Source organism: Citrobacter sp. Cm046, from assembly GCF_030333065.1.
Classification (GTDB): Bacteria; Pseudomonadota; Gammaproteobacteria; order Enterobacterales; family Enterobacteriaceae; genus Citrobacter; species Citrobacter murliniae.
The window spans coordinates 569,263-581,762 of the sequence record NZ_JAOWGP010000046.1; the positions used below are offsets into that span (position 1 = coordinate 569,263).

Genomic DNA, 12,500 nt, shown 5'->3' on the forward strand with positions numbered 1-12,500 from the left:
AAACTAAAGAGGCAAACACGCTATGCTGGGATTAAAACAGGTTCACCATATTGCCATTATTGCGACGGATTACGCGGTCAGTAAGGCATTTTACTGTGATGTGCTGGGCTTTACGTTGATGAGTGAAGCCTACCGTGAAGAGCGTGACTCCTGGAAAGGTGACCTCGCGTTGAATGGGCAGTATGTGATTGAGCTTTTTTCCTTTCCTTTTCCGCCTGGCCGCCCCAGCCGACCAGAGGCTTGCGGTTTACGTCACCTGGCGTTTAGCGTTGAGAACGTGGAAGCCGCAATAACCCATCTGGAAGATCATAATGTGAAATGCGAGCCGATACGCGTCGATCCTTTTACTGGTAAGCGCTTTACGTTTTTCAACGATCCAGACGGATTGCCTCTTGAACTGTATGAACTGTAAGTCTTGTTATTGTGGCTTTAGCCCGGTAACGTGCCGGGCAATGCCATTGTAAGCAACTATCATGACGACACTCACACTGAACACTTCACTTCTGAACGCTAACCAGATCCTCGTCGCTTTTAGCGGCGGCCTGGACTCTACCGTGCTGTTGCATCAACTGGTGCAGTGGCGAACGCAGCACCCTGAAGTCTCCTTGCGCGCTATCCATATCCATCATGGGTTAAGTCCCCACGCTGATGAATGGGTGACCCACTGTGAATCGATATGTGCGCAATGGCAGGTACCACTGGTGGTTGAGCGGGTACAACTGCAGGACGATGGGTCAGGAATAGAAGCTCAGGCGCGACGGGCACGCTATCAGGCATTTGAACAGACACTGTTGTCGAATGAAATACTGATGACCGCCCAGCATCTTGATGACCAGTGCGAAACATTTTTGCTCGCACTAAAACGTGGCAGTGGCCCCGCTGGGCTTTCTGCGATGGGTGAAAGTTCGCCGTTTGCCGGAACCCGGCTTATTCGCCCACTGCTAACACAAACACGAGAAGAACTTGAAAAGTGGGCGCGGACGCATGCGTTAAGCTGGATTGAAGACGAAAGCAATCAGGTCGATGCTTATGACCGCAATTTCTTACGCTTGCGCATTATTCCACTCCTGCAACAGCGCTGGCCGCATTTTGCGGAGGCTACAGCCCGCAGCGCCTCGCTGTGCGCCGAGCAGGAGAGTTTACTGGATGAGTTACTTGCTCAAGATTTAGCTGACTGTGTCACCGCTCAAGGTGCGCTGCGACTGGAACCATTAATGATGAAGAGCGATGTGCGGCGTGCGGCGCTGCTTCGTCGCTGGCTGGCTGGGTTGAATGCACCGATGCCCTCACGGGATGCTTTGGAGCGTATCTGGCAGGAAGTCGCGCTGGCGCGGGAAGATGCTGTACCCCGTTTGTGCTTTGGCGGGTACGAAATTCGTCGTTACCAGTCACAGTTGTGGTGGGTTAAATCTGTTGTCGGGCAAAGTGAAACGGTGATTCCATGGTCATGCACGAAAACGCCGTTGGTGTTGCCTGTCGGGCTGGGAACGGTGCAGTTACTTCCCGATGGCGAATTACGAAAACCGCGAGCGAATGAGACAGTCAGTATTCGGTTTAAAGCTCCTGGACTCTTGCATATTGTCGGGCGTAACGGCGGGCGTAAGCTCAAAAAAATCTGGCAGGAGCAGGGGATCCCTCCCTGGCGACGAGATACCACACCGTTGCTATTTTACGGCGATACGCTGATTGCAGCTGCGGGAGTATTTGTAACGCGTGAAGGTATGGCTGAGGAAGAAGAGAGTGTGCGCCTGCTATGGCATGCCTGATGATGGCGCTGCGCTTATCTGGCCTACGGATTGTAGGCCAGATAAGGTGCGTGCATCGCCATTTGGCAAAGGGGATTATGATTCGCTGACCACCACGGTACCGATTTCCGGGTGGCTGAAGCTGGCAATTTTGTCGAGGCGAAGCTCACGGGTTTCACCTGCGACTTCTGCAACCAGATACTCCACATTTTTGCGGGAAACCAGGTCATTCGCTTTCGCCTGCAGAACTTCGCCATCTTTTAGCGCCAGCGTCAGTAACAAATGGTGCTGGCAGGCGAGCTCAAGATTGTCGTAATCATCACAGTTAATGGGTTGATACGTTTCATTCATTGACATAATCGCTCACCAGTAAGTTCGCGGCCGCATATGCCGCCTTTTCCCTGACCGACTCTGAAAGGGCGCTGTCTGCAGCCACTTCATTCAGTACCTTCAATACGCAACCCAGCGCATCCGGGACATACCCTAAGTCTCCGCTGGCAATTTCCGCGTACCGCTTGCGTATTAACTCACAATATTTTCCCACATGCCCTCCTGTCAGCACTCTGACTTAACCGTGGATGCAAGTCTAAGCCTACGAAGATAAACTCTGTTTAGCAAGGTGACTATACCATACTCATTCAAGCAATATCAGCGCCTTGATAGAGGACACCCACGTTACCGGTTAGCAGCCTTTTGGCGCAGATTTCGCTACAATGGACGCCTGATTCGAAAGGAGTTCTCTCATGGCGCTTAAAGCGACAATATATAAAGCCGTAGTCAATGTGGCGGATCTTGACCGCAACCAGTTTCTTGACGCGGCATTGACGCTGGCGCGTCACCCCTCAGAAACCCAGGAACGCATGATGCTGCGCCTGCTGGCGTGGATTAAATATGCTGACGAACGGTTGCAGTTTACGCGGGGATTAAGCGCCGAAGATGAGCCGGAAGCGTGGTTGCGTAATGATCATCTGGGTATCGATTTATGGATTGAACTCGGTTTGCCGGATGAACGCCGTATCAAGAAAGCATGTACTCAGTCTGCAGAAGTTGCTTTGTTTGCCTATAACAGCCGTGCGGCTCAAATCTGGTGGCAGCAAAACCAAAGTAAGTGCTCTCAGTTTGCTAATTTATCCGTGTGGTATCTGGATGATGAGCAACTGGCGCAACTGAGTGACTTTGCTGGCCGTACAATGACGCTTCAGGCGACTATCCAGGATGGGGCTATCTGGCTGTCAGATTCTCAGAACAATCTGGAAATTCATTTGAGCGCGTGGCAGCAACCTTCATGATTGTTATCTCCCGAAATGTCTCTATTCCTGATAATGAGCTGGAAATCACGGCAATCCGGGCTCAGGGAGCAGGTGGGCAGCACGTTAATAAGACTTCGACGGCTATCCATTTGCGCTTTGACATTCGGGCCTCTGGCCTGCCAGAGTATTATAAGGAACGTCTGCTGGCTGCCAGTCATCATCTGATCAGCGGCGATGGTGTCATTATCATTAAGGCACAGGAGTACCGTAGCCAGGAGCTTAACCGGGAAGCGGCAATATCCCGACTGGTGGCGGTCATTAAAGAGTTAACCGCAGTGCAAAAAAGCCGACAGGCAACTCGCCCTACGCGCGCGTCGAAAGAGCGTAGGTTGTCATCAAAGGCGCAGAAATCCACAGTGAAGGCACTGCGAGGTAGGGTTCGTCGCTCGCAAGACTGACGAACGGGAATAAAAAAATTATAAGGAATTCATGGTGAAAACAGCGATATTGTCAGTAGCGGCTGCATGTACGCTCTTTGCCTTGATCGGCTGTAATAATCGTACTGAAGTTGATGTACTACAGCCGACACGGGCGGCAGAATTAAAACCGATGCAGCAAAGCTGGCGCGGTATATTACCTTGTGCGGACTGCGAAGGTATTGAAACCTCTTTGTTCCTCGAAAAAGACGGAACATGGGTGATGAATGAACGCTATCAGGGTGTGCGGGATGAACCCTCTTCGTTTGCTTCATATGGGACATGGGCCCGTACTGCCGATAAACTGGTGCTGACAGACAGCAAAGGCGAAAAATCTTACTATCGGGCAAAAGGTGAGGCGCTGGAGATGCTCGATCGTGAAGGTAATCCGATTGAGTCGCAGTTTAACTATACCCTTCAGCCGGTTTCAGCCAGTTTGCCGGTTACGCCAATGCCGATGCGTGGTATGTATTTCTACATGGCGGATGCGGCAGTATTTACCGACTGCGCAACGGGAAAACGTATGCCGGTGGCGAATAATGCCCAGCTTGAACGCGACTATTTAGCCGCGCGCGCGGAAACGGGACAATCTGTTCTGTTGACTCTGGAAGGGCATTTCACGCTGGAGGCGAACCCGGATACAGGCGAGAAAGTGAAAACGCTGATGGCGGATAAAGACGCGAAGTTTGTGCCAGGAAAAGCGTGTAATTAATCGATAAAGTAAAAAGGCCCTGAAGAATCAGGGCCTTTTGCTGGTATTAGCCTTTTATCGCTTTTACCAGATAGTCGACGATGTCGCCGGTTTTAATCAGCTGTTTCTCGCCGTTACGACGGTATTTGTATTCGATATCATCGTTATCGAGGTTACGGTCGCCGAGTACGATAGTGTGTGGTACACCGATAAGCTCCATATCGGCAAACATTACGCCAGGACGCTCTTTACGATCGTCCATCAGCACTTCGATGCCCTGTGCGCGCAGTTCAGCGTACAGCTTCTCTGCCAGTTCCTGCACTCGGTAGGATTTGTGCATGTTCATAGGCAGAATCGCTACCTGGAACGGTGCAATGGCATCCGGCCATACAATACCGCGATCGTCGTAGTTCTGCTCAATGGCTGCCGCGACCACGCGAGTTACCCCGATACCGTAGCAGCCCATAGTCAGAATCTGATTACGGCCATCTTCGCCCTGAACTGCGGCTTTCAGCGCTTCAGAGTATTTGGTACCCAACTGGAAGATGTGACCGACTTCGATACCACGTTTAATCAGCAATGTACCTTTACCGTCCGGGCTTGGGTCACCTGCCACTACGTTACGGATGTCTGCAACTTCAGGTGTTGCTACATCACGATCCCAGTTAATACCGAAATAGTGTTTGCCGTCGATGTTGGCACCGGCAGCGAAATCGCTCATTACTGCAACGGTACGATCGATAACGACCGGGATCGGCATATTCACCGGACCGAGAGAACCTGGACCTGCTTTCACTACGGCTCGAATTTCTTCTTCGGTAGCGAAGGTTAGCGGGCTGGCAACCTGCGGCAGTTTTTCTGCTTTGACTTCGTTTAGCTCGTGATCACCACGAACCAGCAGAGCAACCAGCGGGTAGCTACTGCCTTCAACGGCTTTTACCAGCAGAGTTTTAACGGTTTTTTCAATTGGCAGATTGAATTGCTCAACCAGCTCCGCGATGGTCTTCGCGTTTGGTGTATCAACCAGCGTCATTTCCTGAGTAGCGGCTGCACGAGGTTCTTTCGGCGCAACGGCTTCAGCAAACTCGATGTTGGCGGCAAAATCGGAACTGTCAGAGAATACGACGTCATCTTCGCCGCTCTGTGCCAGCACCTGGAATTCGTGAGAAGCACTGCCGCCGATAGAGCCGGTATCAGCCTGTACAGCACGGAAATCCAGCCCCATACGGCTGAAGATTTTGCTGTATGCGGCATACATCGCATCGTAGGTTTCCTGCAGAGATTCCTGAGAAGTATGGAAAGAGTAAGCATCTTTCATCAGGAATTCGCGGGAACGCATTACGCCGAAACGTGGGCGTACTTCGTCACGGAATTTGGTCTGGATTTGGTAGAAGTTCAGCGGCAGCTGTTTGTAAGAGCTGAGCTCGTTACGAATCAGGTCGGTGATGACTTCTTCATGCGTTGGGCCAAGTACGAATGAACGATCGCCACGGTCAGCAATACGCAGCAGTTCCGGGCCGTACTGTTCCCAACGACCACTCTCTTGCCACAGTTCAGAAGGCTGAACGACTGGCATCAACACCTCGATCGCACCGGCGTTGTTCATCTCTTCACGCACGATGTTTTCGACTTTTTTCAGGACGCGCACGCCGGTCGGCAGCCAGGTATATAACCCGGAGGCCAGCTTGCGGATCATCCCGGCGCGCAGCATCAGCTGGTGGCTGATAACCTCGGCGTCGGCAGGTGTCTCCTTCAGAGTGGAGAGCAGATATTGGCTAGTACGCATGTTGTTACGGTTCCAGTTGGACGATCGAACAGGCTCAATGCGAGCCTGACACAAAAAAAGTGATTTAGTTTACCAGCGAGAAAGGGATGTCAAAAGAGAAGGGCGCGAAATTACCGGGGTTCAAGCGCAAAGACTTCGAAACCCTCTTCCGTCACACGCCAGCGCACGTTGAAATCGTGTAACCAGACGGCGTACGTTTTGCCTGTCTCTTCACCCTTACGATACGCAGGACGCGGGTCCTGTGCCAGTACTTCACCAATAAATGTTTTTAGCTGCGGATAACGTGTTTCCAGAGCCAGAAGCTGCTGCTCAACCTCGGCGGTAAAACTTACGCCCATTTCGGCAACTGGAGCATGTTGCGCGTAGCTGGCGGTGGCATCGGGTAATGCTTCGGCAAACGGCAGGTAGGGCTTGATATCTACAACCGGTGTACCATCGACCAGATCCAGACTACCCAGCTTCAGAATGACGCTCTCTTTCTGGCAGACAATCCCTTGCAACTCGACCAGCGACATGCCGACAGGGTTAGGGCGAAAGGTTGAACGCGTGGCAAAGACGCCCATTCTGGCGTTACCACCAAGTCGGGGCGGGCGTACGGTCGGGCGCCATCCACCGTCCATCGTCTGGTGAAAGACGAAAATAATCCATAAATGGCTGAACGCTTCCAGGCCGCGAACAGCATCGGCCTGGTTATACGGTGCGAGCAAATGCAGTTCGCCGCAGGCACTTTTTACCAGGCCAGGCTGGCGTGGAACGGCGAATTTTTCTTTATAAGGAGAGCGGATAACGCCTATTTGCTCGAACTGAAAATGACTCATTTAGTCGAAATATTCAGCGCAGAACCGATGCAAACTGCCTGACGATAGCAACCAGGTGTACCACTGGTGACTTCACAGCTGTGCAGCAATACGGCATTAGCTTTCATTTTAGATGCGTTGATCTGCATGCGTTTGCGTGCGGTTGGAATGCTCGGAGGGGAATCCTGGTTTGATGCCTGGCAGGACTCGCCGCTCACTTCACCGAGGTCGCGGAACGGTTTGCCAACTAAGTCTTCTGCATTGGTATAAATTCTCACCGGCACTGCGCGTGGTGCTTTCGGTTTTTCCGGCTCCGCTTTAGGCGGGGTTGCGGTGCTTTGAACGGGTTCAACAGGGGATCTGCTTAACATAGAACAGCCGCTCAGCATGAGTGCTAATAAACAGATCGGTAAAGCACGCATAATGTTTCCTCAATGAATGATCTAAACGTCAGATATTGAATCAGGTGCTTGCATAAATGACAAGACGGGCAAGCGCCCGTCCTGATGATATTACAAATTTTGGAAACAGCCTAAAATTACCAGCCCTTAACAGCGCCGCCATTAAAGACCTTGTTTGCCGCTTCGTAAACTTCGTCTGACTGATACGCCTCAACGAATTTCTTCACGTTCTCAGCGTCTTTATTGTCTTCACGAGTGACGATCAGGTTTACATACGGGGAATCTTTATCTTCAACAAAGATGCCATCTTTTGCCGGTGTCAGGCCAATCTGGCTGGCATAAGTGGTGTTAATAACGGCCAGAGCGATTTGCGCATCGTCCAGTGAGCGTGGTAACTGAGGTGCTTCCAGCTCAACCAGCTTCAGGTTTTTCGGGTTTTCAACAACGTCCAGGGCAGTCGGCAACAGACCTACACCATCTTTCAGTTTGATCAAACCCACTTTTTGCAGCAGCAGCAGGGAACGACCAAGGTTAGTCGGGTCGTTTGGAATTGCGACCTGAGAACCTTCCTGCAGTTCATCCAGTGATTTGATTTTTTTGGAATAACCAGCAATCGGGTAAACGAATGTATTGCCTACGGCAACCAGTTTGTAACCACGATCTTTGATCTGCTGATCCAGATAAGGTTTGTGCTGGAAGGCGTTGGCATCGATATCACCTTTGCTCAACGCTTCGTTAGGCAGAACGTAATCGTTGAAAGTTACCAGTTCAACGTCCAGACCGTATTTCTCTTTCGCGACTTTCTGCGCAACTTCTGCAACCTGCTGCTCTGCGCCAACAATAACGCCCACTTTGATGTGGTTAGGATCTTTTTCATCCTGACCACAACCCACAAGTGCCAGAGAACCGATCAGGGCTCCAACTGCCGCAAAGGTTTTGAATTTGAACGCCATGCTTATTTCCTTTTCTTAATGAGTTTTTTGTGTTGTGTGCAACGTTATTTGTGCGTGACAGCCCGGACGATGCGATCGCCGGATAACTGAATTAAATAAACCAGAACTACAAGTAATACCAGTACTGTATTCATCACGGTAGCATTGTATCCAATATAACCGTATTGATAGCCAATCTGTCCAAGACCACCGGCACCGACGGCACCGCCCATCGCAGAATAGCCGACCAGGGTGATCAGTGTGATAGTCGCCGCATTTACCAGACCTGGCAACGCTTCCGGCAGCAACACCTTACGTACGATCTGCAATGGTGTAGCGCCCATTGCGCGCGATGCTTCGATCAGTCCGGTAGGGATTTCCAGCAGCGCATTCTCAACCATACGGGCAATAAATGGTGCGGCGCCAACGGTTAACGGGACGATGGCTGCCTGCAAACCAATAGAGGTGCCAACAATCATGCGGGTAAACGGAATCATCCAGACCAACAGAATAATGAACGGGATGGAACGGAAAATGTTTACCAGTGCAGACAGCGTACGGTAAAGTTTCGCGTTCTCAATGATTTGTCCGGGACGCGTCACGTACAACAGCACGCCGACGGGCAGGCCAATCACAAAACCAAAAAAACCGGACACAAAGGTCATTGCCAGCGTTTCCCATACGCCGCGAACCAGCAGCCACATCATCGGCTCAGACATAACCCAGTACCTCTACTTTTACATGGTGTTCCTGCAGCCAGTTGATGGCCGCTTGCGTATCTTCTTGTGTACCGTGCATTTCAGTCAGCATGATGCCGAACTTCACGCCACCGGCGTAATCCATTTGCGCGCTGATAATATTGTTATTCACATTAAAGCGACGTGCTGTTTCAGAGAGCAATGGCGCATCCACCGAATGCCCTGTGAATTCCATCCGCAGCATTGGAACACTGTCGTTTTCGGGCTCTGCTTTTAAGCGCTCCAGATAATCTTCCGGAATGTCCAGATGTAGCGTGGACTGGATAAATTTCTGCGCCAGCGGCGTTTTCGGGTGTGAAAACACTTCGCTGACGGTGTCCTGCTCAATCAGTTCACCATTACTGATAACGGCTACGCAGTCACAAATACGTTTTACGACATCCATCTCATGGGTAATCAGCAGAATGGTTAATCCAAGACGACGGTTAATGTCTTTCAATAATTCCAGTATCGAACGAGTGGTTGCTGGATCGAGTGCGCTGGTGGCTTCATCGCACAGCAACACCTTAGGATTGCTGGCCAACGCACGGGCAATGGCGACGCGCTGTTTCTGCCCACCTGAAAGGTTAGCGGGAAAGCTGTCATGCTTATCGCCAAGGCCAACTAAATCCAACAGCTCCGACACGCGACGTTTAATCTCTTCTTTGGGGGTGTTATCCAGCTCCAGCGGAAGCGCGACGTTACCAAAAACAGTACGGGACGACAGCAGGTTAAAGTGCTGGAAAATCATGCCGATTTGACGGCGAGCTTTGGTCAGCTCGGATTCAGAAAGCGTTGTTAGCTCCTGGCCACCGACCTGTACGCTGCCTTCAGTAGGGCGTTCGAGTAAGTTAACGCAGCGGATTAACGTGCTTTTACCAGCGCCTGAAGCGCCAATAACGCCATAAATCTGCCCGGCAGGAACATGCAGGCTGACATTGTTCAGCGCCTGAATAGAGCGAGTCCCCTGTTGGAACACTTTGGTGATATTCGAAAGTTTAATCATTGGTTATTTATTATCGTAATTAAGTTAGCCGTGGCATTTTCGTCTGTCTGGTACGGTCAAAGCCGTTAACAAGATGGATGTTAAGGCATCCAGACGTCTAAATCAATCGGGGTTTGCACGATGAGCACTTTCTTGCCCGCAGAAACATGCGATACTAGAGCGACATGCCTTATTCAGGAGCTATAAAAGGTGGCAAAGTCTGTACCCGCAATTTTTCTCGACCGTGACGGCACCATTAATGTGGACCACGGTTATGTACATGAGATCGACGAGTTCGAGTTTATCGAAGGTGTCATTGATGCCATGCGTGAGCTTAAAAGTATGGGTTACGCACTTATTGTAGTGACGAACCAGTCTGGTATCGCTCGCGGTAAATTTACCGAAGCGCAGTTCGAAACGCTCACTGAATGGATGGACTGGTCGCTGGCCGATCGTGATGTTGATCTGGATGGTATCTATTATTGTCCTCACCATCCGCAGGGAACAGTAGAAGAGTACCGTCAGGTCTGCGATTGCCGTAAACCGCATCCGGGCATGCTTATCTCTGCTCGAGACTTTCTGCACATTGATATGGCCGCTTCTTATATGGTGGGCGACAAAATAGAAGATATGCAGGCGGCGACAGCGGCGAATGTGGGGACAAAAGTATTAGTGCGTACAGGCAAACCTGTCACCCCGGAAGCAGAAAATGCGGCAGATATAGTGCTAAATAGTCTGGCTGACCTGCCATCGGCGATAAAAAAGCAGCAAAAGTAAGCGTTGTGGATAAAAGGTGAGCGGTTGAAACAAAAATGCATTTTTCCGCTTGTCTTCCTGAGGCGACTCCCTATAATGCGCCTCCATCGACACGGCGGATGTGAATCACTTCACACAAACAGCCGGTCCGGTTGAAGAGAAAAATCCTGATATTCAGGGTTGACTCTGAAAGAGGAAAGCGTAATATACGCCACCTCGCGACAGAGCGCTAAAGCGCGTCGCAACTGCTCTTTAACAATTTATCAGACAATCTGTGTGGGCACTCAATGATACGGATTCTTAACGTCGCAAGACGAAAAATGAATACCAAGTCTCTGAGTGAACACGTAATTCATTACGAAGTTTAATTCACGAGCATCAAACTTAAATTGAAGAGTTTGATCATGGCTCAGATTGAACGCTGGCGGCAGGCCTAACACATGCAAGTCGAACGGTAGCACAGAGGAGCTTGCTCCTTGGGTGACGAGTGGCGGACGGGTGAGTAATGTCTGGGAAACTGCCCGATGGAGGGGGATAACTACTGGAAACGGTAGCTAATACCGCATAACGTCGCAAGACCAAAGAGGGGGACCTTCGGGCCTCTTGCCATCGGATGTGCCCAGATGGGATTAGCTAGTAGGTGGGGTAACGGCTCACCTAGGCGACGATCCCTAGCTGGTCTGAGAGGATGACCAGCCACACTGGAACTGAGACACGGTCCAGACTCCTACGGGAGGCAGCAGTGGGGAATATTGCACAATGGGCGCAAGCCTGATGCAGCCATGCCGCGTGTATGAAGAAGGCCTTCGGGTTGTAAAGTACTTTCAGCGAGGAGGAAGGTGTTGAGGTTAATAACCTCAGCAATTGACGTTACTCGCAGAAGAAGCACCGGCTAACTCCGTGCCAGCAGCCGCGGTAATACGGAGGGTGCAAGCGTTAATCGGAATTACTGGGCGTAAAGCGCACGCAGGCGGTCTGTCAAGTCGGATGTGAAATCCCCGGGCTCAACCTGGGAACTGCATCCGAAACTGGCAGGCTAGAGTCTTGTAGAGGGGGGTAGAATTCCAGGTGTAGCGGTGAAATGCGTAGAGATCTGGAGGAATACCGGTGGCGAAGGCGGCCCCCTGGACAAAGACTGACGCTCAGGTGCGAAAGCGTGGGGAGCAAACAGGATTAGATACCCTGGTAGTCCACGCCGTAAACGATGTCGACTTGGAGGTTGTGCCCTTGAGGCGTGGCTTCCGGAGCTAACGCGTTAAGTCGACCGCCTGGGGAGTACGGCCGCAAGGTTAAAACTCAAATGAATTGACGGGGGCCCGCACAAGCGGTGGAGCATGTGGTTTAATTCGATGCAACGCGAAGAACCTTACCTACTCTTGACATCCAGAGAACTTAGCAGAGATGCTTTGGTGCCTTCGGGAACTCTGAGACAGGTGCTGCATGGCTGTCGTCAGCTCGTGTTGTGAAATGTTGGGTTAAGTCCCGCAACGAGCGCAACCCTTATCCTTTGTTGCCAGCGGTTCGGCCGGGAACTCAAAGGAGACTGCCAGTGATAAACTGGAGGAAGGTGGGGATGACGTCAAGTCATCATGGCCCTTACGAGTAGGGCTACACACGTGCTACAATGGCATATACAAAGAGAAGCGACCTCGCGAGAGCAAGCGGACCTCATAAAGTATGTCGTAGTCCGGATTGGAGTCTGCAACTCGACTCCATGAAGTCGGAATCGCTAGTAATCGTGGATCAGAATGCCACGGTGAATACGTTCCCGGGCCTTGTACACACCGCCCGTCACACCATGGGAGTGGGTTGCAAAAGAAGTAGGTAGCTTAACCTTCGGGAGGGCGCTTACCACTTTGTGATTCATGACTGGGGTGAAGTCGTAACAAGGTAACCGTAGGGGAACCTGCGGTTGGATCACCTCCTTACCTTAAAGAACCGTTC

Annotated in this window: 14 protein-coding genes and 1 rRNA gene; 7 read left to right on the forward strand and 8 right to left on the reverse strand. The window is 51.2% G+C overall.

Going from position 1 to position 12,500, the window contains the following annotated elements:
* Nucleotides 1-22: 22 nt before the first annotated feature.
* Together OGX98_RS23885 and tilS are read left to right on the forward strand one after the other, a co-directional pair.
* Nucleotides 23-412: a VOC family protein gene (locus OGX98_RS23885; RefSeq protein ID WP_045440020.1), complete on the forward strand. Its 390-nt coding sequence runs from the start codon at nucleotides 23-25 to the stop codon at nucleotides 410-412.
* A gap of 61 nt (nucleotides 413-473) precedes the next feature.
* Entirely contained in the window at nucleotides 474-1,766 is a 1,293-nt protein-coding gene (gene tilS / locus OGX98_RS23890; protein WP_286596007.1) for a tRNA lysidine(34) synthetase TilS, read from the forward strand.
* A 75-nt stretch (nucleotides 1,767-1,841) separates the two neighbouring features.
* On the opposite strand, the gene rof is transcribed toward tilS, so the two are convergent.
* Together rof and OGX98_RS23900 are read right to left on the reverse strand one after the other, a co-directional pair.
* On the reverse strand, nucleotides 1,842-2,102 hold the full coding sequence (gene rof, locus OGX98_RS23895) for a Rho-binding antiterminator (protein ID WP_045440024.1): 261 nt from the start codon (nucleotides 2,100-2,102) through the stop codon (nucleotides 1,842-1,844).
* On the reverse strand, nucleotides 2,089-2,289 hold the full coding sequence (locus OGX98_RS23900) for a YaeP family protein (RefSeq protein WP_286596008.1): 201 nt from the start codon (nucleotides 2,287-2,289) through the stop codon (nucleotides 2,089-2,091). Before OGX98_RS23900 ends, rof begins: the two co-directional genes overlap by 14 nt.
* Before the next feature lie 199 nt (nucleotides 2,290-2,488).
* Here OGX98_RS23900 and OGX98_RS23905 point away from each other — a divergent pair, with 199 nt between their 5' ends.
* The 3 genes from OGX98_RS23905 to nlpE are packed head-to-tail and all read left to right on the forward strand — an operon-like array spanning nucleotide 2,489 to nucleotide 4,183.
* Nucleotides 2,489-3,034, forward strand: a complete 546-nt coding sequence (locus OGX98_RS23905) for a YaeQ family protein (protein WP_045440028.1) — start codon at nucleotides 2,489-2,491, stop codon at nucleotides 3,032-3,034.
* Nucleotides 3,031-3,453: an alternative ribosome rescue aminoacyl-tRNA hydrolase ArfB gene (arfB, locus tag OGX98_RS23910; protein ID WP_045440031.1), complete on the forward strand. Its 423-nt coding sequence runs from the start codon at nucleotides 3,031-3,033 to the stop codon at nucleotides 3,451-3,453. The genes OGX98_RS23905 and arfB overlap by 4 nt, the downstream gene beginning before the upstream one ends.
* A gap of 31 nt (nucleotides 3,454-3,484) precedes the next feature.
* Nucleotides 3,485-4,183, forward strand: a complete 699-nt coding sequence (nlpE, locus tag OGX98_RS23915) for an envelope stress response activation lipoprotein NlpE (RefSeq protein WP_136345308.1) — start codon at nucleotides 3,485-3,487, stop codon at nucleotides 4,181-4,183.
* Nucleotides 4,184-4,229: 46 nt separating this feature from the next.
* On the opposite strand, the gene proS is transcribed toward nlpE, so the two are convergent.
* The 6 genes from proS to metN all read right to left on the reverse strand — a co-directional run bounded on the left by proS (nucleotide 4,230) and on the right by metN (nucleotide 9,821).
* Nucleotides 4,230-5,948 carry a proline--tRNA ligase gene (gene proS / locus OGX98_RS23920; RefSeq protein WP_045440034.1) on the reverse strand — a complete coding sequence of 573 codons (1,719 nt, stop codon included), beginning with the start codon at nucleotides 5,946-5,948 and terminating at the stop codon, nucleotides 4,230-4,232.
* A gap of 110 nt (nucleotides 5,949-6,058) precedes the next feature.
* Nucleotides 6,059-6,766, reverse strand: a complete 708-nt coding sequence (gene tsaA / locus OGX98_RS23925; protein ID WP_045440036.1) for a tRNA (N6-threonylcarbamoyladenosine(37)-N6)-methyltransferase TrmO — start codon at nucleotides 6,764-6,766, stop codon at nucleotides 6,059-6,061.
* Nucleotides 6,763-7,167, reverse strand: a complete 405-nt coding sequence (gene rcsF, locus OGX98_RS23930) for an envelope stress sensor lipoprotein RcsF (protein ID WP_045440039.1) — start codon at nucleotides 7,165-7,167, stop codon at nucleotides 6,763-6,765. The genes tsaA and rcsF overlap by 4 nt, the downstream gene beginning before the upstream one ends.
* Nucleotides 7,168-7,283: 116 nt before the next feature.
* Nucleotides 7,284-8,099, reverse strand: a complete 816-nt coding sequence (metQ, locus tag OGX98_RS23935; RefSeq protein ID WP_045440042.1) for a methionine ABC transporter substrate-binding lipoprotein MetQ — start codon at nucleotides 8,097-8,099, stop codon at nucleotides 7,284-7,286.
* 44 nt (nucleotides 8,100-8,143) lie between these two features.
* Nucleotides 8,144-8,797 carry a methionine ABC transporter permease MetI gene (locus OGX98_RS23940; protein WP_003018471.1) on the reverse strand — a complete coding sequence of 218 codons (654 nt, stop codon included), beginning with the start codon at nucleotides 8,795-8,797 and terminating at the stop codon, nucleotides 8,144-8,146.
* Nucleotides 8,790-9,821: a methionine ABC transporter ATP-binding protein MetN gene (gene metN / locus OGX98_RS23945; RefSeq protein WP_045440046.1), complete on the reverse strand. Its 1,032-nt coding sequence runs from the start codon at nucleotides 9,819-9,821 to the stop codon at nucleotides 8,790-8,792. The genes OGX98_RS23940 and metN overlap by 8 nt, the downstream gene beginning before the upstream one ends.
* A 189-nt stretch (nucleotides 9,822-10,010) precedes the next feature.
* On the opposite strand from metN, the gene gmhB reads away from it, so the two are divergent.
* Complete coding sequence (gmhB, locus tag OGX98_RS23950) at nucleotides 10,011-10,577, forward strand: D-glycero-beta-D-manno-heptose 1,7-bisphosphate 7-phosphatase (RefSeq protein WP_045440049.1); 567 nt, start codon at nucleotides 10,011-10,013, stop codon at nucleotides 10,575-10,577.
* A 365-nt stretch (nucleotides 10,578-10,942) separates the two neighbouring features.
* Nucleotides 10,943-12,484, forward strand: a 16S ribosomal RNA gene (locus tag OGX98_RS23955).
* The last annotated feature ends 16 nt before the right edge of the window (nucleotides 12,485-12,500 follow it).